We start from the raw sequence: 24,090 nt of genomic DNA, 5'->3' as shown, positions 1-24,090 counted from the left end.
TGCGGGTTGTTGATGCGAAGGCGTTGCTCTGGTGATTGGAACAGGTGTAGTGCATGAATTGCGACAGTATTTTGATGTTTTCTTTAGCTGTACCGTGCGTCAGGTTTTCGGTGCACGGTGTGATAAAAGGAAAACGCACAAGAAGTTTGATTGGGCGATGTCGTGACGCTCTGACTTGCGAAGTGAATACAGATTGATGCAAGTCGTGGCTGCGAAAGCCTATGCGGTGTTTGCTCGTTAGGAACTATTGTCTGTGCATGACATGAGGCAGCTAGGATCGAGGTGTTTATCGTGTTGACCAGCCATTGTGCCAGCATTACCGACGATTTATTCTCTTTCATTGTTTGTAGGTATGGGAAACCCCAGTTCCCGCGACAGGGATACTGGGGTTAAACTCTGAAGGTTTAGGTAGTTTGTGCTGGCCGAACATTATCTGGAATAAAAACAACGTCGTCGTCATACTCTCCGCACAACGTCGTCTTGTAGGGCAACACTTTCAAGGCCTCAAATATTCTGGCCTGTAGATCATCTTTTCCGGGTATAACGATAAAAGTTTCGTATTCATCCTCACGAAACTTCAAATCGTAAAAAGCTGAATCAAGTCGTCCTCTGCTGTAAGCAAAGACATCTGGGTATGAGATATTTCAAAAACTCGATCCTTTATGAAAGGTTGTACACGTAAGACATCAGCCACTTCAGCAATCCCAGCATCGGTCTCAACGAATCTGTCAACGCTCAACCTAATCCCACCTGTCAACATAAGCAGGTACTTCTTATTTCTACTATGACCGCCATACCGCGCTTGAATGTCCTTCCACTCCCGTTCAGGGGGGGGGCGTTGCGACTGCCGAAGATAGGCATATAGTCGGCATTCATGTACCCCTGACAATCCAAAACTGCTCTCCACTATTCGGTATCTGATTTCTCAGTCCAATGAATGGAGAGCAGTTTATGGTACTAGGGGTAATTTTTAGGAATGGTGCACTTGCATTCGTGATGAGCTCATTTTACAAGCAGTAATCTATCAACGATATATAACGTTAATTCGAGCGAACGATGAGAGCGCTAAGAACGTCATTCCAATTCTCACCAATGCTTAGAGCATTTTACCGTGGATGTCCCACGTTTTTTCATCGATGCAGCGCTTCAGGGTTTGCATGCGACGCCAGCCGACTGCGTGATCGGCAAGGAAGTTGGCTACAACGATCCACCAGCTGTCTTTATGGTTTTCGATTGATGCAAAGTACTCATCGATGTCGACACGGTGCGACATGTTTTTACCAGCATAAAGTCCAATCATTCCCATCGCCTTATGTGGTTCCACATAGTAGCTTGCGCAACGGTCTGCAGTGTATTCGGTGGCGCGGGTCATTGTAGCTTGAAGACGCACCAAGGTCATTACAGGATTGACTGCCAAACGCCAGAGATTGACATGGCCGCACTTCACATGGCCGAGTTCGTGAGCGAACACGAATTCAAGGATGTCGAAGTCGCCGTGTGCGTAGGCTAGATCCATCAAGTCAGATGTGATGACCACATATTTATCCGAAAAATTACACTTCGCAGCGAAAGCGTTCATGCCGCCCATGCCATTTTCGAGGTATAGACGAGGAACAGGTGGGTTACCTTCTCCACCGAAGCCCATGCGAGTGGCTACGTCAAGGTAGATTTTATAAGCTTCAGGAAATTGATGCTCGTTCATCTCTACGCTGTTCGTGATCTTGGTCCAATACATGTGGCGCACTAAAACGACACCAGCGAAAATAGGGATGAGCAATGCCGTCATGATCAGCGCGGCATCTTCGTCAAGCTCAGCACCAACGCTCAAGAGAATGAAAACACTGGCTACGGCAATTGCGGTCAGTATGATTCCAAGCCAAATAAATGGCATCTCGGCCCAGTGACGGAGTTCTTTGATACTTGGTCCTGCTGTAGGAGTTTGTTGTGGAAGATTTGTCATGATAATCTCTTTCAGTAATTGTATGGTGACGATAATAAAACGGCATACGCTCATCAAAGGAGCGATTTAAGAATCGAAAACCATAGCTCCGAAAAATGATTGTCTACAGTCGTGATACACGAGAAGGCGGAGAATGCATTTAAGAGCACATGATGCTGCAATAACTTATTTTGTCGTGTTGATTGTCGTCTAAATGTTAAACGGGTAATCTACGAGTGCTTCTTGATTTTTATCCTTACTGCATTAAAAGTACTATTTTATAAATACTTTATCATGGGAAACATGATTCTTGCAACGTTGGATGGATATGTTTAAGGCAAAACTTCTAGCCGTTTTGTTGCAATCCGGTGCGATCTAGCTGGTCATTGAGTGCTTCTGAGGTATGCCCACCGGGAGAAAGCGTCGATAAGCAAAGTCAATAGGGCCTGTAGTCTCTATAATGGCGGCGGATCATCGTGGGTGTTCTGTGTTTTCACAGTGCAGGTTGAACGCTGACCGCGAGGACGATGTGTGTACCGTAGCAATCAGTCAAGAGCGAAATTTGTTCGAGGAGACAGGTGATTTGCCTGGTTATGACTTGGTTCTCGAAGTTACCTTGTATTTGCTGTGAATGCGTTGTTACCGGGTAGATGGTCACACGTAAGATTGCGTGAAGGGACTTCAAACTAGGCAAGGGTAATCAATGGGTTTCAAACAGGTTAGTTTTGAGTTTTTAAGGTTGAGTTGTTTATGCAAGAGTGAAGGTGGCACGCACACAATTTAGGCACGTTCACTCAAAGGTTGTTTCTGAGTCTGAGACTGTTGATACCAGGTGGCCAGCAGTAATATGCAGAACAAAATTAGGTTGAGGACTCGTGAAACTGAAGACGCGGTGATGAAAGAAGTGGCGATGACAAAGACTATTGTCGGAACAGCGTACAGCAAAGTGATGCGGAAATTTTTTAACACGACCAAATAGATAATTCCGATCAGACCGACGGTTAAAGAGCTGAGCCATATAAATAGGTTTTCAACTGCTAGATAGTCTCCTTGTTGCCTGTACGTCGACAACAAGGTGCATCCGCTGTGGATTGCTAAGTAAGATAGCGTTGCTAGAAATGCTTGCTTTTTTGAGACTGTTTGCATGATAGCTCCTGCCTGAAACAGTGTGTATCTGGAGATTGAGCAGTAGTTGGCGCAGAAAAGGAGGGTGATCTCACCGAGTGCCAGTCGCTGATGCTTGATTTGCGGGACCGCCCATGCCTGTGTCAATGGTGTGATATTTCGTGCTGTAAGTGACATGAGACATGCTTTCAAGAGGTTGTCCGTGAAACATAACAAGGATGGTTGGGCGTGCCGAGGGCTTGGAGCGAGATTGGTTGATCTGCGCAATCGGAGTAATGCAATTGCGGCTAATGAGTTTAGATTGTGGTGTTGGTGTGTCGGTGGCTGCTGCATTGTTGCCGAAATGATGGCAGACACAAGCGTGATTGTCGTTGGTATTGGACATCGGCCTACGGCGTACCGCTTTTAGTACATTGCAGGTTCGTGGTTTCATTTTAGGTTAGAGGATGACGTCGTCAAGCAATGTGCGGTTGTCGTGACGGTGGCTGATTTTATAATTGTGCCTCGCTCAAAAGTGCAAAACTTTTCTAAGGTTTTATCTGTTCGTCACGCGGGCTCTCGTTCTAACTCTGATTGAGGTATCAATACTAGGAACATAACGAACTGTAAAAATACCCGAAAGTGCCTAATGTTGTGGTAGGAAATTTTATAAAAATAGCTGTATGGAAATATTTTTGTCTTTACTGCATTTTGGTAACTGCATGCCTACTATTATGAATGACACAAGGAGTGTTTGTTCAGCTCATGCGGCAAAAGCTCATTACTCAACTATTGTGAGTTACTTTGGTGGTAACAGTATCCGCAACGAATGCTTCGGCTAATCCCGCTGTGCCTACTGAGAATGTGAGAGAAATGATGGAGAAGATACTTATCCGAAGCGGCGGATTCCTATTATTTATTGCGGCTGTATCATTCGGGTTTGCTGGAGAGCTCCTTAATGCCTCAGTGTGTGCACTGGCAGCAACGCTTTTCCTCTGGTTCTGGAAGTATGATGATCCTGCGCCGAAGACGCAGGCGGACAGTGCTGCAGATAATCCCACTCCGCAGGAAGTTCGGCAGTATCGTCTGGATAATCCGAGAACTACCATTTACGAAGCTGTGCAGAATCTCAAAGAACAGTGATACTAGCGATGACGTAATGGAAATCAAGGTACGCGCTTAGGAACGAAACCGAGGATGTTTTAGTTTTGCGTGATCTGTCTGCGTGTATATACACGTCGAAACTGCCCGTCGTGTTCTTTTTGAAACGTGCTCCTGCTCACGTACAACGAAAAGAAGATCGTTTCTCATCCCTCACGTCGTGCGCTTCTCGTTACGGCAGGCATTGCAACGGGCTCTGCAATTGGTGCTTCATGAACCCGACAGGCCCGTCACAACAACGCTAAGCAGATAGTTTTCACCGAGCCTCGGGAAATTTTTCGCGAACTTCTCAAGGTTGATAGCAGCAGATCCGCAAGCATCTTCGAGCGTATATGGTGTGACGTTTGTACGCGGATTGGCAACCGTCTATGCAACATAACGGGTTATGGGATTTGCAAAAGCAAAAGGGAAAGAGAAGTTTCGGAAATGAGCAATTAATGAATTATTGCTTCGCCCGGAGATGTATCTTCACGGTACTGCTCTTTTCAAGAGCGCATAGAGAAGTAAGGAAGTAAAGGTTTCCATCGCACTTGAAAAGATGGCTAAAGATACCATTGCTTCGTTATACGTATGCATAGCGAATAAATTTATTTAATAAAGTATGAGCGAAACTAATGCTCATGAAAACATGGCTCCTTACAGTCCTTTGTTTGCTCTATCATTTTCTCCGCTTCTCATTGCAATCTGTGTTCTAAAGTTTGGGTACTGGCTGTCAGTAAAACACCAGAAAGTTCCTGCAGCTACTCTTCATAACATGCTATACGTCATCAGCCTTTGAAGCGCTGCTTGTAGTACCTAGCCGTTTGTTGTGGTATTCCTAGTTCCTCCGCGTTCTTGTTCCAACTGGATCTCAGAACAAGAAACCATGATGAGTATCTGGTCGCGTGTATCCGTTCCTGATGTTTGCCTACGATTGTTGGTCGCTGTAAACGTGACTTCGGTTTGTTATGTGTAGTCCATGTTGGGAGTACCAGTGTTGAATATTGGATACTTTCGGAGCTCTGCGCCCATAGTGGTTTATGTCCACTCGCTGCTGCTGGCTTTTCTGCTTGTATTGGCTGGCGATGTTCGTGTAAATATGCCACTCATTTTATTCAATGTTTATTGACTGATGTCATGAAATGCGGTTCATGAAAGACGTTTTTGTGTCTTACAGAAAGGCGTAACGTTACGGTGATCGGAATGGATGATCTTGAAGTGAAAGTTTTCTACGCGAAATAGTGAATGGTTATATATCTTTGAATATTGTAAATATTTTCAAATAAAATATAGATTGATCTGAGAGGAAGGTAATGTTAATATTATATTTTGTCCTGTATATTTATTTCTATCCTTGAAAGATTTACTTATGGCTCAACAAAATCAAAACCCTACAGATTTTGAGCTGGTTCCAGGCGAACAAAATGTATATCGTGAGAATTTTCAAACTTCTCTGTTGATTCCGTATGCGCCAACTCAGCTTATGTGCTCATCAACGCGATTTTTGTATAGCACAACGGATACTGTCTTGAGGGTTGTTCCAACCAGTCCAAATCAAGCTGGTATGCCAATTCGTAGTATCGTTGGAGTGAATACCACGAATAAGTTGGAACTCGTGAATGCAGTGCTCGGATTTATTGCCCTTATAATTGCAATGAATCTGGATAGCATTGGGCTTGGAGATTCCATCGTAGTGCCACTTTTCTTCTTCCTGATTGCGGTAGCACTTTTTGCAGCCGGCTACTCATCTGTTCTTTTAGTTCAGAATTCGGAAGGTACAGCACTAGAAATTGCTGTATCAGTGTCTGATCAGAAGAAATTGAAGGATTTTGCTCGCGAACTTCAAAATCGAGTTTTTGATGATCGACCTCAATCGATGCATGGACAGCAGGCGATGCATACACAAACGCCATTGCAGCAGCAAGTGCCAGCAAATCAGCCAGGTGTGCCAAACCAAGGTTTTGCTCAGCCAGGTTTTGCTCAGCCGGGTTTTGCGCAGCCGGGTGTGCCAAACCAGGGCTTCGCGAATCCAGGTCAGGGCTTTGTGAATCCAGGTGTACCTAACCAAGGTTTTGCTCAGCCAGGTTTTGCTCAGCCGGGTGTGCCAAACCAAGGTTTCGCGAATCCAGGTCAGGGCTTTGTGAATCCAGGTGTACCTAACCAAGGTTTTGCTCAGCCAGGTTTTGCGCAGCCGGGTGTGCCTGAACAGAGTTTTGCTCAGCCAGGTTTTGCAGAGCCAGTCGTGCCGGAACAGAGTTTTACTCAGCCAGATTTCGCTCAGCCAGATTTCGCTCAGCCAGATTTCGCTCAGCCAGATTTCGCTCAGCCAGATTTCGCAGAGCCAGTCGTGTCTGAGCCAGGTTTTGTAAGCACAGAGTTTGCAGACTACAAACCGGTAGACCAAGATCCAAATCAAGAACAACAGAATACCGAGAGCTAAGAATATTTAGTTGTTCAAAGTGCTTCTGATATATGTGCAGCATATATCAGAAGCACTTTTTCATATCATCTCTCGATATGAAGGTCTTTGTATCGCCGCAAGGTTACGAACGCAAGAGGTGTAGTCCCGCGAACTTTTGGAGTGCTAGTGATTTCTCACTACCGGCTCAACTTTGGTACAGACCTTTTCAGAATATGATCTCCGCTGATTTCGCGTACTACACGGATCGTGTACCAAGCTTTCGTCCGAGGAGCTGCCACATCTCTACGATGTGGTGAGGTGCAAGTGGTTGTTTGCTCAACACCCTGTGCACTCCAGTTATGGATGTGGAAATTTCTTGTTCCTAACACTGGAGTGTTCCTGAAGGAGATAATCATTCCGAATCCCGATTCACCTCTGTCTAGCTTGAAAGAAAAGCTTTCCAGCAAAGAATATTTGTCTTCGTGGAGAGATGTTTTGTGTATCGAGCTGATAGCAAGCCGTGGCATTTCTTGGTAAGTCAGTAGCCTTTAGTAGGGTTAGACGTGTGAGAGTGCTTTAACGTTGTGCGCAGAAAAGAGCAAACGGTATACGGAGGCCATTTCAGAGAGTACGACGAGGTTCGTGGGGAGCGTGTTGTAAACGGACACGTAGCGTAGTCGTACAAACTCCCTATCATTTCTCTGCTTGCACCGCGCATCAAAAACCTGTCACACAGTGCGAACCGAGGAAACAAGCTTGCTTGAGTATGGGTATGCTACCAGCCGTCGTAGGTTTCTTGAGGCCTGGATAGATCTGATGATGGCGATACAAGCCGAATTATTGAACATGCAGGTAAAAGGATGGGAAAACTCTCGTTTTTCAACATGTCACAGTCGCGCTAAGTGCTATTTTTCCTCTATCTGCAGTATCCACCGTAAGTGCTGTGGAAATTCCTGCTCGGGCAGTAATAAATGCTTTGGCGTTGCAGTCTCATTGCGATGGTTATACGGGATTGTCTGCTGAAGAAGATCAAAAGCATGCTGATGACCTAGAAACTCTTTTTGCAAAGTACATTCAGCTGAATGATGCTGATTTGTTTGAAGCGAATGAAACAAAACTCATTGCTGATGAGTCTCAAGAAACTATAAAAGGTATTCACCTGCGTGCTCATAATTTGAATGAAATCTTGCTTCAATCACAATACACAGCGCATGGTGTCGAAAAAGCATCTGTCTTCATGACACGAGATTCCGGCGAGTTTGTATTATGTGGTGTCATCAATGGACTAGGTGTTCCAACGGCAGACACATCTTCTGGACTTGTGACTGCAATTAAAGAGTGGATTCGTGCTTGGAACTGAGGATTGATTACACAAACAGTCGCTCATTTTTTAGGGTCTAGCATTGTTAAAACCCTCGGTAGCCCGGTTGTCACTGGTGTTGCTTTAGGTTGAACTGCATCCCTTCGCATGGAGTAGTGACGAGCGTACATCAACAATAAACTCAGCGCTCCGGCATTTTTAGATTTGCGGTAACTTTTCCACTACCTCGCGTATTGCCAGATTCGTGATTGACTCAACACTATATGGCGTATCCATCCGTCATGAATCATGGGTCTCTCTTGAGTCGTGAGTAGTACCTGCTGGATTTGCTCTGATTAGTTGTTATACATACTGGTACCAGCACAACTTGCACATCAATACAGGAACAAAAGGTTAGTCGTTGTCTTTGTAACGTTCCTTCGAAAGGTACATACTTCTCCCGGGTATTGTTGCAACTCTAGAGGGCAGTAACTGCGACAGAGTACTAACCACGATGCATCTCGAAACTTCTGATTGAACCATGAACTGCTGCGAGTAAGGGGCGATGACAAAGTTCTGGTGCATCGACATGATGGCAGCAAAAATCCTCTCAACCAGTTACATCAGACAACCGGTTGCATTCACCAACCAGACAACCAAATACAACCAGATTGTTGGGAATAACTTTAGGCGCTCAACCACAATCCACCCGGATGCCACCTATATACCAACGGTTTCCTTAATAGGAAAAGCTGAGATCGCGAGTAAGTTCACGATCTCAGCTTTCACGTGCTCATAAGCCTTAATCACAGGAACACAACAGTGTGAGAGAAATCCTTAAGACTGTTTGTGTCCCAAGATTACAGCCGTGGGAATAATTTCAAAAACGCGCCAGCCTGCTTCCACAGTGGTGCCAAACTTTGAGCGAGGACTCCTAGGATAAACAACACAGCAGAGATGACTGCACTGATAGAGATTGCCTGTGTAGCACGCTGCGAGAGTCCCTCAGGTGCTGGCGGCTCAGCAGTCGTTTCTTCCACAACCGGTGCTGTTGGCAAGTGTACTGGCGTCAGCGTTGCTGGCTCCGAGTACACAGAATCCACTGGATTTCGCACAGCGGCACGGTACTGTACTGGCTCGTCCGTTGCAATGACTTCCAAGGTCGTGTCCTTCGCGTTTGGAATATTGACCCATTCGCCATCTTCCATGCGCTGCCACTGAATTACAGGTTCTGGATTACCCGCAGCAGACACACTGAATTGTGCCTTCGCACCGGCAACAGCACTGGTCGATGCTGGCTGTTCACTGATTGTCGGAGCCGTCTTGGTAGCAGGCTTTTCGACGTCATTCAGTGGCATATCGCCAGTAGCAGGCAAATCACGCAGGATGCTACCGAAGAAATCAAAGTGGCTACGATCGGCAACGCTGTTATGTGAAGCCTTGATCTTTTCAAAGTATCCGCGCGAAACATGGTCAGAGAAACCAGAGAAATCGGAGATGTAGTTATACGAAAGATCAACTTCGCGCAGACCCCGAATCTTTGTCAATGGTGCGATATCAGAAAGCGCGTTGTGGCTCATATCTACTTCTTTGAGGTAGAGATATTTGCTGATATTGCTAATATCTTCGAGCTCGTTGTTGCTGACATTCAGCTCAGTCAAGTTTTCGGTTTCGCGTGGCAAGCCGCGTAAATGGAATAACTTATTGTGGCTTAGGTTCAAAGTTTCCAAGGTGTCAAGAGTTGCCAACTTATCAATATTGACCAAGTTGTTATGCTCTGCATTCAGGTTCAGCAACTTTGGCTGGAAACCAAGGCTGGAAATTTCGTTGAGCCCATTATAAGAAATATCAATTTCGGTAATATTCTTCAGCTCTGCCAGTGGGCTAAGATCTTCGACACGTTGATTTGAAATACGCACACGGCTGAGACGATCAGCATATTCCAAACCTGCCAAGGAACGCAGACGAGGAGCATCTTCTGCATCGCCGCCGCGGCAGAACAACGAAGTCAGGCGGCTCATATGCTTGGTCGTAATAGGCGTGTTTGGATCATCAATATCAAGTTCCCAGCGCACACAACCTGCCAATACTGGATCAATATCAAGTACACGCTCAACGAGGTTTGGATCATCTGGCACGATATTGCGTGGACGCAGGTGATCATATTTTTCAGGGAACAACTTCCACAAAATCGGTGCAGGTGCTTCACCTTCCGTGCCAGCTACCTTAATGGTGGCCACAAAAGGCTGACGAATCTCGCCTTCATAGAAGCCAACAAGATCGGTGGAAAAGTCCGTGATACGTGGCAAGAAGCTGGTGATCAGTAAATAGCCGTCTTTATATTCTGCCTTCAGGTCAGTCAATTCCAACAGCGCTGTTTGGGTCTTGTCTACCGCAACACCTGGACGTGCCATTGTGCCTTTGGTCGAACCGTCGACAAGCAAACGCTTTTTGACGAAGTCGATGGTTGGATTCTTTAAGGTAACATCCAGCTCACCATCGTATTTGCTCCAGTGCACCGCACCTTCGAACTGCAAGGTTTGAAGATTGTTGAGATCAACAGTTTGTCCAGCTTTGAGTGGCCAAATCAAGGAGTTGTTGTATTCATCAACGGTGAGATTCTCGCTGCGCTGCTCATTGGTGAAGCCCACGTAGTCGCGGAATGAGCGCACCCAGTCCCAGTTTGCCGTACCGTTTTCGAAGCTGACGGTGGTGTTTTCAAAATGGTCATCTGCACCTGCGGCAACCATGCCGGTTGCTGCAGTGGAACTGGTCGAACCAGGGAGTTCTTGAGCGGCTAGTGGGATCTGCACTGTGCCAACTGCCAACATGAGTGCTGCGCACGTGCTCACGAGCACTCGACGGGAATGAAGTTTCATAAAGTTTCCTTTTGTATGCAAGGTTTTTCAACGGTGACAACAAAGGTGATACTTAGAACTGCGTCCGAAAAGCATCATGACACACTTTAATCTAAGGCTTGGCTTAGTAGGAGGCGGTAAATTATGAAAACAGCTTTGATGACATACGTTTTCAGATGACATCATTGCGATTTATAGTTCAATGGGCATGAAGTTATATGTGCGAAATAGGCTTTTAGCAGGGGAAGTTTTTATCCAGATATTGTGGTTTCTAGCGGATATAGAATGTAAGGCAATGTGTTTAATTAGTTATTACTATCGGTTGTCTCAATCAAAATGTGGCATATTTAATACAGCTTTGGGTTAGGATTGTCCTCTTGCGCCACTTTTATCGCCCGTGAACGAGCTCATTGTCTCGTTAATGCGGCTCGCCACGGACATACACTGCTGCCTGTCCCGAACACCTTCAACACCTCCCTCGTTGCCACCAGTATCGCTGCCGTGCCTTATCTCCATCGCCGCAGCACCACCTCAACACCACAACCAGCACTTTCCAGAGACAAAAAGCTCTCATTCCACGCTATTACAGCGTCAAATGAGAGCCATCTACTTTCAAAAAACAGTTATGCCATTGGCAAACCAGCAGCATGCCATGCGGTAGTGCCACCAGCAACGTTGATTACTGGGAGCCCTTGCTGGGCTAAGAACATGCCTACTTGAAATGAACGCCCACCGGAATGGCAGATTAGGTAAATATCTGTATCGGCACGTAATTCCTGGATGCGGGCTGAAATCTCGCCCATTGGAATATTGATTGCGGTAGCTGCATGTCCTGCAGCATATTCATCCGGCTCACGAACGTCGATAAGCTGAGCATCGGTTGGGACGTCTTGTACTAATACTTCGCGCATAGTTTCCTAAGTGTAGTCAAAAATAAACGGCATCGCGGTTGATTCCGGATGCCGTTTCATTGCAGTGTGGCGAACGCCTGATCACTGCGCGATGCTATTAGCCCTTGTAACGCTCGATGGCCTCAGCGAAAATCTTTTCTGCCTCAGCCTTGTCGCCCCAGCCAGAGCCGGTTACTTCCTTGTTTGGCTCAAGATCCTTGTAGTGCACGAAGAAGTGCTCGATCTCGTCTTTGAGGAAGGAGCTCACATCGCTGATGTCTTGCAGGTGCTCCCAACGAGGATCGTCGAGTACGCACAGCAGCTTGTCGTCGCCGCCAGCCTCGTCGGTCATCTTGAACACGCCAAGTGGGCGAGCCTTCACAATCACACCTGGGAATACTGGTTCTGGCAGGATTACCAATGCGTCGAGTGGATCGCCGTCTTCACCGAGGGTGTGGTCGATGAAACCGTAGTCAAGTGGGTATGCCATTGGGGTGAACAGGTAACGGTCGAGGTAAACCTTGCCGGACTCATGATCAACTTCGTACTTATTACGAGAGCCTTTTGGAATCTCAATGGTAACTTCGATGCTCATAACAGATCTACTCCTTAATAAAAGCGATGCACTTTCAGCGTCTCAGACAAAAAGCGCGAACATATTTCCCAACCTACTTTAGCCTACCGTTGCCAACTGCGAACATATTGGACCAATTCCAAGCCTGCCACCGCCAAAAACGCCGTAAAGCCACAGATCTACGATGCACAACACAACACACACATTCGTGCATACAGTGCTAAGATTCCAGCACGAACGGGTTGTAGGTTAGGGTAGAAGGCAATGAAATATTTGAACTGGGTTGGTGCCATCGTATGCACCAGTATCGCTGTTGCAGGCACAATAACTGGCCTTTTGTATTACACCTCGCTACCAGGCTTGATTATCGACCCACCACAGCCTGCTGCAGCTGTCACAGTTGGCATTGAGCCAGCAACAGCTGCACAACCCAGCGATTTAACCATGCTCGAATCGCTTATCGACGCCCGCTTTGGTACACCTTCGATTACCATCCGCGATATTTCCACTGGTGTGACAGTGTTTGACTATCAAGGTGAGCGTGGTTTGGTTGCAGCATCCACCGCAAAAGTTTTCACTGCTGCTGCAGCATTACTTCGCCTTGATCCCGATAGCGTGCTGACAACCACCGTGGTTGCCGATGGTCCAACAACAGCAGTGGTGAAAGCATCCGGTGATGTTTCTCTCAACAATACTGCAATTGCAGATCTTGCTGCCCAAATCCGAAAAAATCTTCCGGAAGTCTCAACCGTGCTTGTCGATACAACCGCATGGGAAGCACCGCAATTTCTAGAGTCTTGGGATCGACGCGATATTGATGGTGGCTTTATCACCCCAATGCAACCGATCATGCTCAATGGTGGTCGCATTGGAGGAGAAACTGGCAACCTTGCCAGAAGTCACCAGCCGGCTCGCGACGTCGCAAAAGCCTTAGCCGATGAGCTTGGTGTCCAAACATTTGGCGAAACCTCGGCGCCAGCTGCAAAAGACGCAAAGGTTATTGCAAGCATTACTTCTCCAACACTGTACGAGCGTTTAGAAGTTATGCTGCAAGATTCCGATAATGTGCTGGCAGAAGCTATTGGTAGGGAAGTCAATGCGCAAGATCCTGCTGCAACCACGCTGAGCACTCTTGAGCCGATTTTAGATGGCAACCAGGTGCTTCTATTCGACAATTCAGGATTATCCCTGGAGAACCGGATTAGTGCCAAAGCGTTAGATGCAATTATTTATCACGCTGCTACCGATACTCCAGAACTTCGTCCGCTGCTGCAATTACTGCCGGTTGCCGGCGGATCAGGCACGTTGGAATCGCGTTATGGTGATGCGACATCGCGTGGTTGGGTTCGCGCGAAAACCGGCACACTCGATGCGGTTGCAAGTTTGGCAGGCACAATCCAGGCTCGATCGGGCAGAGTGTATTCGTTTGCCATGATTTGCAACGATACAGATGTGGTCTCTGCCCGCGCCGGGATGGATGAGCTTGCAACTGTTGTGTATGAAAACGGTTAAATAAGCTGCTTGGCTGGTCGCTGAGACAACTTGGCTGCTTGGCTGGGTGCTTAGTTGGCTACTGGGCTGCCCGCTGGTGCTGCTTGGTTGCAAACGTCTAAACGCAGCACTGCCACGCCCAACGCTGCTGCGGCCTTGGTGAGCCTTTGTGGAATCGCGTTTACGAAAGCGGACGCATCCGTGGCGTATTGCCACGCGGCTTTAATTCCACAGGCGGTAATTGCGGTGCTGGAATCCGAGCTTTCCCCACAGGATTGCGTGCAATATAACCACGGGTGGTGCCAAAACGCTCCGAGCCGGCCTCCCACTCAGCACGATATTGCTTGATCTCATCGGAAGAACGCCCAATGAAGTTCCACCACATCACAATTTCTTCTTCAAATGGTGTTCCGCCAATAACAATCAGCCGAGCCGTGTGATCACCACTATTAGTAATTCGCAGCTGGGTTTCCCCAACTGGAGAAAATAACAATTCAGTGCGCGCAACACTTTGTCCATTGATGGTGATCAGGCCGTCGTCGACAAGCACGCCATGTTCAAAGCTAGGATTAAGCGTGAGCGTGACCGTCTGGTGGGCAAATACGCGCAGCTCAGCGCCAAGCAGTGGGCTAAACGTTGGTACAGGTGAGGTTGCCCCAGCAAGAGCGCCGAGAAACACCAATAATTCGCCGCCTGCAATTGGGGTGACCGGTGGTGCGAAGTGGTCAAAACGCCGCGTGGTATGACGAGCTGCATCAGGAAGTGCGGTCCATAATTGCACGCCATGCAAGATTGTGGTGTCGGTGGTGGAAGTTTCCGAATGGCAAATCCCAGCGCCGGCGGTCATGAGATTGACTTCGCCTGGAGCCACCACAACGTGATTATCGGCAGAATCATGATGCATAATTGTGCCCTTAAACAGCCATGATACGGTTTGCAAACCAGTATGTGGGTGCGGCGCAACATCCATGGCTGTTTCTTCAGGCCCATAATGATCCACAAAACACCATGCCCCAATCATGGTTCGTTCGCGATGCGGCAACGTGCGATACACCTTCATCGCGCGCAAACTCCCCAGCGGAACTTCGCGAGCAGTAATAATTTCCATGATTGCATCCTTATTTTCTGACGTCAGCCACTATTGCATCCGTCATGACTGCAACGTTATTGGCTTTAGCCTACCAGCTACAGGTGATGTATCAACAAAATTCCCCACTCTTGTGCGTATGCTTTTCGACGCGCCCAAGGTCCCACCCGTATAGTTTGAACATTGCTGCAGGCCACAAGCCTTGATGCAGCAGTGCACTCCACGCTAGAGCTGCTACTGCGCTGCCTTTTACACGCAATACCTCTGGCAGCAGGTACGCGCTGGAACCACCAAAGAGGTTGCGATGAGTTTTGATTGTGTTCTAGGGTAACCTGCGTGATGACATCACCATTTTGGCCCGACCACAGCCCACATTTTTTGCGATGCCGGCAGGCAGTGCGCCCATTTCGTCACCAAAAAATTGTGATTGGTTATTCTGGCGGGGCCGATAGTCTCGCATTAGTTGCAGCCGCACGCGCCGAAGGTATCGACGCTCATGCCGTGTGTATTGATCATGGCTTGCAAACTGGTTCGACGACACAAGCGCATACGGCCATTGGGCTGGCGGAAAACCTTGGCGTTCCAGCAACGGTTATTCCGGTGGTCGTCGCGCCGGGTAATGTCGAAGCTCAAGCGAGGCAGGCGCGCTACGAGGCGTTATATGCATATGCGACCAAGCATGATCGACGCCTCTGGGTTGCGCACACTGCCAATGACCAGCTCGAAACGCTAGTCCTAACGCTGCTGCGCGGCCATCTGGCCCCAATGGCTCAAGAAGGGCAGATCACCCGGCCATTTTTGCACGTGCAACGCCGCGATACCGAAGGTGCATGCCGCGAGCTTGGGCTTGCATACTGGGAAGATCCAATGAATCAAGATCAGCAGTATCTGCGCGTGAAAATTCGCAGCCATGTTATTCCACTCTTGCAAGATTTAGCGGGCCAAGATGTGATTGCAACAGCCGCACAAGCAGGGCAGTTGCTTGCCGACGAACAACAGGCATTAGCTGCATTGGTAGTACCCACCACTGATATTGCTCAACTGCAAGCAATGCCAAAAGCATTGCGCACCTTAAGTATTCGTCAACAGTTGCTTGCATATAATGCCACGATTAATGCCACCATCTTGCAGGCGATTGAGCAGCAGATTAGCAACTGGCATGGGCAAGGAGAAGTGAATGCTGGCACGGTTGGTGTGCGCAGGAAGGGCGCAAAATTATTGTTTCGACCACTCTAGGTGGCAACTTGGCGATAAACGTGGAAAACTAAACTATTGGTCATGCATGCGTGTAGATCAGTGAAGATTCACTGCTAGACGCGGCACTTCATCTCTCGACGTACAGGAAAAGTCGTTCATGCAAAACACCAAGGATTTCAACGTCCCACCGAATCGTTACGGCAATGATGTTGAAGCAATTCTCATTAATGAAGAACAACTCCAAACTCGAATCAAAGAACTTGCCGAAAATGTTTCGCAAAAATACCGCGATGCAGAAGAAGACGTCATCTTGGTATGCGTCCTGAAAGGAGCAGTGTTCTTTATCACCGACTTCGCGCGAGCACTGACCATTCCATCACAAGTGGAGTTCATGGCTGTCTCGTCCTACGGCAATTCGACTACGTCGTCAGGCGTCGTGCGAATTCTGAAAGACCTTGACCGTGAGATTAAAGGCCGCGACGTTATTATCGTTGAAGACATCATTGATTCTGGTCTAACCCTAAAGTGGCTGATCCGGAACCTGGCGAACCGCCAGCCGAAGTCCTTGGAGATCGTCAGCTTGCTGCGTAAGCCAGAAGCCGTCAAGGTGGATATTGAAATTTTCGATGTTGGTTTTGATATTCCAAATGAGTTCGTGATCGGTTATGGCCTGGATTACGCGGAACGTTATCGCGACCTCCCATATGTTGGAACGTTGCATCCAACGGTTTATAGCGATAATTCTTAACCGTTTCTACCTTCCTCAACGCCCCCTGTGGAACTTACAGTGGGGCGTTGTACGTTAGTATAGAGAGACTAAAGAACAAGTTTCCCCGGAGATGATCGTAAAAGAAAGGGACTAGCCGAAGGTTTCGAAGCTTTGAAACCCACACGCTGGTGTGCGTATGAAGAACAAGAAAATCATTCAGATTGGTGCAATCATTGCGGTTTCATTAATCTCTCTGTACTTGTTGACCCTGCTCGGTAGTACGAGTCGTGGCTATCAAAAGGTCGAAACCTCGGTGGCACTGGTGCAACTTTCGGAAAATAATGCTTCTGAAGTCATCATTGACGATCGTGAACAGCGACTTCGCATTAAGCTGGTAAAGCCAATTACCTATGAAGGTCGCAAAGACGTCAAGCAGATTATGGCGCAATATCCTGCGCGCACCACTCCGGAAATCTTAAAGGTGGTCACACTCAGCGAGCCAAAGAAGTTTACGACAAACGTCAGTAAAGATTCTTTACTCGTCGAGCTGATTAGCTACATGCTGCCAATGCTGATCGTCTTTGGCTTGATCATGTTCATGTTCAGCCGTATGCAAGGCGGCGGCGGTGGCATCTTCGGCTTCGGTGGCAGCCGCGCGAAGCAGTGGAATAAAGACATGCCAACCAATACCTTCGCTGATGTCGCTGGTGCCGAAGAAGCCGTGGATGAGCTCCACGAAATCAAAGACTTCTTAGAGGATCCGGCACAATACGAGGCTCTCGGCGCGAAGATTCCACGTGGTGTGCTGCTGTATGGCCCACCAGGTACCGGTAAAACCTTATTGGCGCGAGCTGTCGCTGGTGAAGCAGGCGTTCCGTTTTATTCGATCTCGGGTTCTGACTTCGTGGAAATGTTCGTTGGCGTGGGTGCCTCACGTGTGCGTGACCTGTTTAAGCAAGCGCGCGAGAACTCCCCATGTATTATCTTCGTCGACGAAATTGATGCGGTTGGTCGCCAACGTGGCTCCGGCATGGGCGGTGGCCATGACGAGCGCGAACAAACCTTGAACCAGCTGTTGGTCGAGATGGATGGCTTTGGTGATCGCGAAGGCGTGATCTTAATGGCTGCCACAAACCGCCCAGATATTCTTGACCCAGCATTGCTGCGTCCTGGACGTTTTGACCGCCAGATCCCAGTGACAAACCCAGACTTAAAAGGCCGCGAGCAGATTCTTGCCGTACACGCTAAAGGTAAGCCATTAGCCAAAGATGCAGATTTGCAGGCATTAGCGCGTCGTACAGCAGGTATGTCAGGTGCCGACTTAGCCAATGTGCTCAATGAAGCCGCATTGCTCACCGCTCGTATTGGCGGCAACGTGATTACCGCCGATGCGCTGGAAGAAGCAACGGATCGTGTGATTGGAGGTCCGCGTCGCTCCACTCGCGTGATTTCTGAAAAAGAAAAGAAGATCACGGCGTACCACGAAGGTGGTCACACCTTGGCAGCCTGGGCTTTGGAGAACTTAGATCGCGTGTACAAGGTAACCATCTTGGCGCGCGGTAATACCGGTGGTCATGCGATGATCGCGCAAGAAGACGACCGCGGCACCGAAAACCGTGATGAACTGTATGCACGTCTGGTCTTTGCAATGGGCGGTCGCGCCGCAGAAGAACTTGTCTTTGGTGAGCCAACCACCGGCGCAAGTGCTGATATTGAAATGGCCACCAAAATTGCAAAAGCCATGATTGTTGAATTCGGCATGAGCCCACGTTTAGGCACCATTAAATATGGCGCTGAACAGGGTGATCCGTTCTCTGGCCGAGGTGGACATGGAACTTTAGAGTATTCGCCAAAGACAGCCGCGCTTATCGACGAAGAAATGCAGTATTTGTTAGATAAGGCTCACGCCGAAGCCTATGCAATTCTTGCTGAGCACCGCGACTACCTTGATGTGTTGGCTGAGAAACTGCTTGAAAAAGAAACGCTGCGCCGCCCAGATCTCGAAGCATTATTCGATGGTTTAACAGCGCGCCCAGTTGGGGAAGTATTCCCGAACCAAGATGCACGTTTCCCACGTCAAGCAGATCGTGAACCGGTGAAAACTCCGACCGAACGCGCGTTGGAGCGTGGTGAAGAACCACCAAAGCCGTTTAGTATTTTGGAAGCGTCGAAGGCCGTTCGAGAAAAGCGTCGCCAAGAACGCGCAGCGAAACAAGCACTCTTAGGTAATGCGTCTGCTCCAAGTGCTGGTAGCAAGCACGCTGAGAATAATGGAGCTGATAGTTCGGCGCAGCTGCAGGCACGTATTACCGGCAACCGGTATGAAGGTACGCCGCCACCTGCAGATTGGCAGGTGCCAGGTGTAAACCCTGGATCACAGATGCAGCAACCTACACCGAATGGACACGCAGTGAACTCGCAGTGGCCAACGAATGAGGTTCATGCAGGTGTGACACCTCCGCTTGTACCTGCAGCGCCTGTGGAAGAAATCGGATTCCGACTCCCAGAGCGAGAGCGTCCAGATCATCCTTGGAATGACACAACCAGTGCGAATACTGCAGCAGGTGTTGCTCAGCATGCTGGTGAGCAACAGATCGGACAACCGGCTGCAGCTCCTGATGCGCAACCTGCTACCGGCGGATACCCTGCTGCCGGCCAACCTGTTATTGGACAGCCTGCCGGCCAACACGCTGCAGCGCCTATCGTGGATCCTACGGTGGAACCTGCTGCTGAGCCTGCAGCAGCACAACCTACGGTGGAACCTGCTGCTGAGCCTGCAGTGCAGGATCAAGCCCAGGATGCCAATACCTCCCACCACGAAGATGGAGAGCACACTCGATGAGTACCGAATCACCACGTATTGATCGCCAAGCAGCAGAGAAAGCCGTGTACGACTTGCTGGTTGCCCTTGGTGAAAATCCAGAACGAGAAGGGTTGAAAGAAACACCAGCTCGAGTGGTACGTGCCTATGAAGAAATCTTCGCGGGCCTGTATACAGCTGATCCGGCCGAAGTACTGGCAAAGACGTTCAGCGAAGATCACCGCGAATTAGTGCTGGTCAAAGACATCCCAATTTATTCCACCTGCGAGCACCACCTGGTGCCGTTCTATGGAAAAGCCCACATCGGCTATATCCCAGGTGAATCAGGAAAAGTCACCGGATTAAGCAAACTTGCTCGCTTGGTTGATATGTTTGCCAAGCGCCCGCAGGTGCAAGAACGATTGACCTCCCAAGTTGCAGATGCGCTCGTCGAACGCCTCGAAGCACATTCTGTCATTGTGGTTATTGAGTGCGAACACCTGTGCATGTCCATGCGTGGTGTGCGTAAACCAGGATCGAAAACCACAACCTCAGCAGTTCGTGGTGGCTTTAAGCGCGATGCCGCATCGCGCGCCGAAGCACTGTCCTTAATCCGAGGATAGCCACAATGATTTATGACGTTCCAGGTACGCAGATTATGGGAATCTTAAATATCACCGAAGATTCCTTCTCTGATGGTGGGCAATACCTCCAGGTAGAAGCCGCATTAGCGCACGCAGAACTGCTGCTTTCCCAAGGGGCTAATATTATCGACGTTGGCGGCGAATCCACCCGACCTGGAGCAACTCGTGTCGCTGAGCAAGTAGAGCTGCAGCGCGTGATCCCAGTGGTGACTGAACTTCATGCCAGAGGTGTGACGGTCTCGGTTGATACCATGCGTTCCAATGTTGCTGCTGCAGCAGTGGCAGCAGGCGCAGACCTCATCAACGACGTTTCTGGTGGCCTCGCGGATCCAAACATGCTCACCGTTGTCGCAGAAACCGGCGTGCCGGTGTGTCTGATGCACTGGGAAACCGAAAAGTTTGGCAATGCTGCCGGTGCTGCGCACACGCGCGAAAGTGTGGTTGCTGATGTCGTCGCAAAGCTACAAAAGCTTGTCGACGCCGCAGTGCATGCCGGTATTGCTCCCGAAGCGATCAGTTTGGATCCAGGTTTAGGATTTGCCAAGACTGCCGAGGATAACTGGGAATTGCTCCGAGCACTCGACACGTTGCAATCATTAGGATTTCCGCTGCTTATTGGGGCATCGCGAAAGCGATTCTTGCAAGCATTAGGCGGCGATGTAGATGCGGCGACAGCGACGTTGAGCGCGTATCTGGCCGATGCTGATACCTGGTGTGTGCGAGTGCATAATGTGGCAGCCACTGCGGCAAGTTTGCAAGTCGCGCGTCAGCTGCACAGGATTCCAAATCGTGACACCTATCGTTGGAAGAAGTGAGGGCAATATGGCGGATCGAATCCTGCTGACGGGACTGCGCGCGAAAGGTTTTCACGGCGTATTCGCTGAGGAACAGCGCCTTGGTCAAGATTTCATTGTGGATATCGCCTGCTGGCTCGATCTAGCACCAGCGGCAATCAGCGATGATCTGGCCGATACCATTAACTATGCTGAACTGGCAGAGATCGCCCATGCAGTTATCACTGGCCCGCCAATGCAATTGATTGAAGCTGTTGCCGGTCGAATTGCCGATACCGTCATGCAAACCTACCCGCAGTTGTACGCGGTAGAAGTCACTGTGCACAAACCACATGCGCCAATTCCGCGCGATTTCGCTGACGTGGCGGTTGTCGCGCGTCGATCCCGAGGACGCGCATGAACGATCAACGCCGAATTGCAGTGCTGTCTCTTGGCTCAAACCTCGATGATCGACGAAGCTATCTAGAACTCGCCTTGGCAGAGTTTCGTGAGGAAATAGTTGCGCAATCCCAGGTATATAGCACCCCAGCCTGGGGGATTACCGAACAACCTGATTTTTATAATGTCACGATCATCATCAGCACCACTTCTCAGCCGTATGAGCTCTTAGCGCGAGCACAGCAAGTAGAACAACTCGCGAATCGACGTCGTGACATTAAATGGGGACCGCGCACCTTGGATGTAGATATTATCGCTATCTATGAAAACGGTTGCGAGTACACTTCCGATGATCCTGTCCTGACATTGCCGCACCCGTTTGCACATCAACGTGCTTTTGTGTTGCTGCCGTGGGCAGAAATTGATCCTGATGCGACAATAGCTGGTCAGCCAATTACGCAGCTTATTGCCGCTTTACCAGAATCAGAGCGAGATGGGATCAAGCAACAAAAATGAAACCGAGTTCGATTCTGTCGCTAGTGGTCACGACGCTGACTTGTGCGGCGGCAACGGTTATTGTGTTGTCGCAGTTTTATGGATTGCTTCCGCCAGTGCCAAGTACACCGGTGCTCATTATGCTTACCTTAGCGGGGATCAATAGCGCTGCAGCTTGGTATATCAAACAGCAAATTTCCAATAATCGTATAGGTTTTGATCGAATTCAATTAGAACCGACCCTGGTGGCGAATTTCTTATTAATCGGGAAAGCATCCACCTGGACAGGGGCGATCTTCGGTGGCGTTTACTTAGGGTTTTGCGCGTATATACTTCCGAAAACAGCCGAGCTTATGGCAGCAAGTCAAGATTTTCCGTATGTCGTTGCTGCAGCTATTAGCGGTGGTCTTCTGACAGCTGCGGGCTTATGGCTAGAGCGCAGTTGTCAGACACCTCCCCCTCAGGAAGGTGAAGCCGCATAACAATGCTAACCACAATGAGGTAGATTTATGAGCATGACTGATGATGCCCAACTTGAGCCAATTCCAACATCTGATCGCGGCCAACTCGTATTACTTGGTCTGATCGCAGTAGCGTTGATTGCGAGCGTAATTATGCTGGTCACTGGCAGCATAGGCGTGCTCAAGCTCGCAATGGTTGTGGCACTCTGGGCGGCAGTGCTGAGTATTTTCCTAGCATCAAAATACCGCGCTGAATTAGTACGTGAACGCGCAGAATTTGCAGAAGAACTTGCCTTTGAACGTCAAGCAAGCCAACAAGCACTTGCACAGCGCGAGGCAGAGGCTGTTGCATTGCAACAATCAGTGCATTCGGAGGCATCAACCGATTCTGCAACTGCTGCGGCGACGGATACGGCAACTGCTGCCGCACTTGCAGAAATTACCGAACAGCTGGCTCAAGTACGTGCGCAATTAGAAAGCCTCACCGGTGCTATTTTCGCTGAACCAAATATGGTGCTGCAAGCAGAGGCGATTCGTATTCAGGCATTAGAAAAAACTGCAACGCGCCAACAACGCGAAGAACTTACGGCGGGGCAAACGCAGCACACTCAGTCAGCTGCCGACGCGGTGCCTGCCGCTGGCGTATCGACGCCGAGTGCGCAACCAGATTCATCTGCAAAGCAGCACCTTGCACAAGAGAGTGCTGCTGATGATGCATCTGCTTCGTCCGCACAACGCGACATTCATGACGCTGAAGTCGAAACCACAGCTGAGGCTACGGCGTCAGAGTCAGTTGCGCGACCAGCGCGACCTGCTGAACCTGCGCGACCTTCGCAACCAGCACAACCAGTGCGACCTGCACAATCAGCGCAACCTGCTGAACCTTTGCGACCAGCGCGACCTATTGACGGCGCGGAAGCTGAAGCTGCCACCGAAACAGAAACAGAAGCCGAAGCTGATGTAACTGTTGTATCAAACCCAGTCTTTGATGCGCAGGCTGTACCTACGCACAAGTGGACGATTCCTGCCACCACTGGTGAAGATGCTGCAGCAACGAATAAGACTTCGCGTGATGCATCTACGTCGCAAGCAAAAGTGGCGCCACAGGAGGCAACCACATCACATACGGCTCCTGCAACGCATGCAACTGACACCAAGCAGCAGTCGCTAGAAGATGCTGCTGCAGCTGCAAAACGACATGGGCGTCGGCGTCGCGAAGAAACTGGAGGCTTGTCGGTAGCAGAATTGCTCAAGAAGCAGGGACGTTAAATGCCGACTCCACCACGCATGCGTGTGGTAACTCTTTCCTCCAGTAGTATCAGTCACGCGCTTGCTGCTGCAGGGCATACGATTATTGGTCACAATTTCGCGGATCTGGCGCACGCAGATCTTGTCGTACTTTCACCAACCGATACTCTTGCCGAGATCCTTCCGAAACTTGGTGCGCAAACAGTCGTGTTGCTCCAAGGCTACGATGTGCAGCTGCCAGCAGCATGCACCCAACACGTGATTGTCACAAGCCCGCTTCCAGCAGGGGAAACCCTTGTTGCGAGCAATACTGAAATCGGGGCAGTAATCGCAGAATTGCTCTTTCAAGAATGTCGTCTCGGGTTCGTGGCATGTTCGCAATCTGAATTTCCGCGTCGTGCAGCACTTGGCATGTGGCAGATTGTCTGTGATGCATTTGCCCAATGTCAGCCAGTTGATGACGCAGAGATCCTTGCAATTATCAGCTCTGTCCAAGCACAGCAAGCAGTTGCGCAATTTGTGCCGCTTCCATATTCTGATCTGTACCGCGACATGGTTTCAGCACTTTTGAAGGGATAAT

General features: G+C 49.2%; 19 protein-coding genes and 1 pseudogene. 14 read left to right on the top strand and 6 right to left on the bottom strand.

The window, feature by feature from the left end; translation table 11 throughout:
• Positions 1–1,096: 1,096 nt before the first annotated feature.
• Together NXS99_RS07150 and NXS99_RS07145 are read right to left on the bottom strand one after the other, a co-directional pair.
• Positions 1,097–1,960 carry a M48 family metallopeptidase gene (locus tag NXS99_RS07150; protein WP_259287977.1) on the bottom strand — a complete coding sequence of 288 codons (864 nt, stop codon included), beginning with the start codon at positions 1,958–1,960 and terminating at the stop codon, positions 1,097–1,099.
• Positions 1,961–2,719: 759 nt separating this feature from the next.
• Positions 2,720–3,241, bottom strand: coding sequence for a hypothetical protein (locus NXS99_RS07145; protein WP_259287976.1), 522 nt, complete (start codon positions 3,239–3,241; stop codon positions 2,720–2,722).
• A gap of 675 nt (positions 3,242–3,916) precedes the next feature.
• Here NXS99_RS07145 and NXS99_RS07140 point away from each other — a divergent pair.
• The 3 genes and pseudogenes from NXS99_RS07140 to NXS99_RS07130 all read left to right on the top strand — a co-directional run bounded on the left by NXS99_RS07140 (position 3,917) and on the right by NXS99_RS07130 (position 7,944).
• Positions 3,917–4,186: a hypothetical protein gene (locus NXS99_RS07140; protein WP_259287975.1), complete on the top strand. Its 270-nt coding sequence runs from the start codon at positions 3,917–3,919 to the stop codon at positions 4,184–4,186.
• 2,292 nt (positions 4,187–6,478) lie between these two features.
• Positions 6,479–6,538: pseudogene (locus NXS99_RS09195) on the top strand (hypothetical protein); the annotation flags it as partial.
• A 989-nt stretch (positions 6,539–7,527) separates the two neighbouring features.
• Positions 7,528–7,944 carry a hypothetical protein gene (locus NXS99_RS07130; protein WP_259287973.1) on the top strand — a complete coding sequence of 139 codons (417 nt, stop codon included), beginning with the start codon at positions 7,528–7,530 and terminating at the stop codon, positions 7,942–7,944.
• Positions 7,945–8,744: 800 nt separating this feature from the next.
• On the opposite strand, the gene NXS99_RS07125 is transcribed toward NXS99_RS07130, so the two are convergent.
• The 3 genes from NXS99_RS07125 to NXS99_RS07115 form a co-directional block, all read right to left on the bottom strand.
• A complete protein-coding gene (locus NXS99_RS07125; RefSeq protein ID WP_259287972.1) occupies positions 8,745–10,763 on the bottom strand; it encodes an HtaA domain-containing protein in 2,019 nt (672 codons plus the stop codon).
• Between the two features lie 602 nt (positions 10,764–11,365).
• On the bottom strand, positions 11,366–11,653 hold the full coding sequence (locus NXS99_RS07120; RefSeq protein ID WP_259287971.1) for a rhodanese-like domain-containing protein: 288 nt from the start codon (positions 11,651–11,653) through the stop codon (positions 11,366–11,368).
• Positions 11,654–11,750: 97 nt separating this feature from the next.
• A complete protein-coding gene (locus tag NXS99_RS07115; RefSeq protein WP_259287970.1) occupies positions 11,751–12,227 on the bottom strand; it encodes an inorganic diphosphatase in 477 nt (158 codons plus the stop codon).
• Positions 12,228–12,470: 243 nt separating this feature from the next.
• Here NXS99_RS07115 and dacB point away from each other — a divergent pair, with 243 nt between their 5' ends.
• Positions 12,471–13,718: a D-alanyl-D-alanine carboxypeptidase/D-alanyl-D-alanine-endopeptidase gene (dacB, locus tag NXS99_RS07110; protein ID WP_259287969.1), complete on the top strand. Its 1,248-nt coding sequence runs from the start codon at positions 12,471–12,473 to the stop codon at positions 13,716–13,718.
• Positions 13,719–13,878: 160 nt separating this feature from the next.
• On the opposite strand, the gene NXS99_RS07105 is transcribed toward dacB, so the two are convergent.
• Positions 13,879–14,805 (bottom strand): pirin family protein, encoded by a 927-nt coding sequence (locus NXS99_RS07105; RefSeq protein ID WP_259287968.1) that lies wholly within the window; start codon positions 14,803–14,805, stop codon positions 13,879–13,881.
• Positions 14,806–15,123: 318 nt separating this feature from the next.
• On the opposite strand from NXS99_RS07105, the gene tilS reads away from it, so the two are divergent.
• The 10 genes from tilS to NXS99_RS07055 all read left to right on the top strand — a co-directional run bounded on the left by tilS (position 15,124) and on the right by NXS99_RS07055 (position 24,089).
• Entirely contained in the window at positions 15,124–16,020 is an 897-nt protein-coding gene (tilS, locus tag NXS99_RS07100) for a tRNA lysidine(34) synthetase TilS (RefSeq protein ID WP_259288011.1), read from the top strand.
• 118 nt (positions 16,021–16,138) lie between these two features.
• Entirely contained in the window at positions 16,139–16,729 is a 591-nt protein-coding gene (hpt, locus tag NXS99_RS07095; protein WP_259287967.1) for a hypoxanthine phosphoribosyltransferase, read from the top strand.
• 157 nt (positions 16,730–16,886) lie between these two features.
• Complete coding sequence (gene ftsH / locus NXS99_RS07090; protein WP_259287966.1) at positions 16,887–19,532, top strand: ATP-dependent zinc metalloprotease FtsH; 2,646 nt, start codon at positions 16,887–16,889, stop codon at positions 19,530–19,532.
• Positions 19,529–20,113: a GTP cyclohydrolase I FolE gene (gene folE / locus NXS99_RS07085; protein WP_259287965.1), complete on the top strand. Its 585-nt coding sequence runs from the start codon at positions 19,529–19,531 to the stop codon at positions 20,111–20,113. The genes ftsH and folE overlap by 4 nt, the downstream gene beginning before the upstream one ends.
• 5 nt (positions 20,114–20,118) lie before the next feature.
• Positions 20,119–20,949, top strand: coding sequence for a dihydropteroate synthase (gene folP, locus NXS99_RS07080; RefSeq protein WP_259287964.1), 831 nt, complete (start codon positions 20,119–20,121; stop codon positions 20,947–20,949).
• A 7-nt stretch (positions 20,950–20,956) separates the two neighbouring features.
• Positions 20,957–21,328, top strand: a complete 372-nt coding sequence (gene folB / locus NXS99_RS07075; RefSeq protein ID WP_259288010.1) for a dihydroneopterin aldolase — start codon at positions 20,957–20,959, stop codon at positions 21,326–21,328.
• A complete protein-coding gene (folK, locus tag NXS99_RS07070) occupies positions 21,325–21,822 on the top strand; it encodes a 2-amino-4-hydroxy-6-hydroxymethyldihydropteridine diphosphokinase (protein WP_259287963.1) in 498 nt (165 codons plus the stop codon). The genes folB and folK overlap by 4 nt, the downstream gene beginning before the upstream one ends.
• Positions 21,819–22,283, top strand: coding sequence for a DUF3180 domain-containing protein (locus NXS99_RS07065; protein WP_259287962.1), 465 nt, complete (start codon positions 21,819–21,821; stop codon positions 22,281–22,283). Before folK ends, NXS99_RS07065 begins: the two co-directional genes overlap by 4 nt.
• Before the next feature lie 33 nt (positions 22,284–22,316).
• Positions 22,317–23,531: a DUF6779 domain-containing protein gene (locus NXS99_RS07060; protein ID WP_259287961.1), complete on the top strand. Its 1,215-nt coding sequence runs from the start codon at positions 22,317–22,319 to the stop codon at positions 23,529–23,531.
• Positions 23,532–24,089, top strand: coding sequence for a hypothetical protein (locus NXS99_RS07055; protein WP_259287960.1), 558 nt, complete (start codon positions 23,532–23,534; stop codon positions 24,087–24,089). It begins immediately after the preceding gene.
• Position 24,090 lies beyond the last annotated feature (1 nt).

The organism is Corynebacterium sp. HS2168-gen11 (genome assembly GCF_024834075.1).
In the GTDB taxonomy this organism is placed as follows: domain Bacteria; phylum Actinomycetota; class Actinomycetes; order Mycobacteriales; family Mycobacteriaceae; genus Corynebacterium.
Note: the sequence above shows the minus strand (reverse complement) of the source record. Positions and strands in the feature narration are given on the sequence as shown.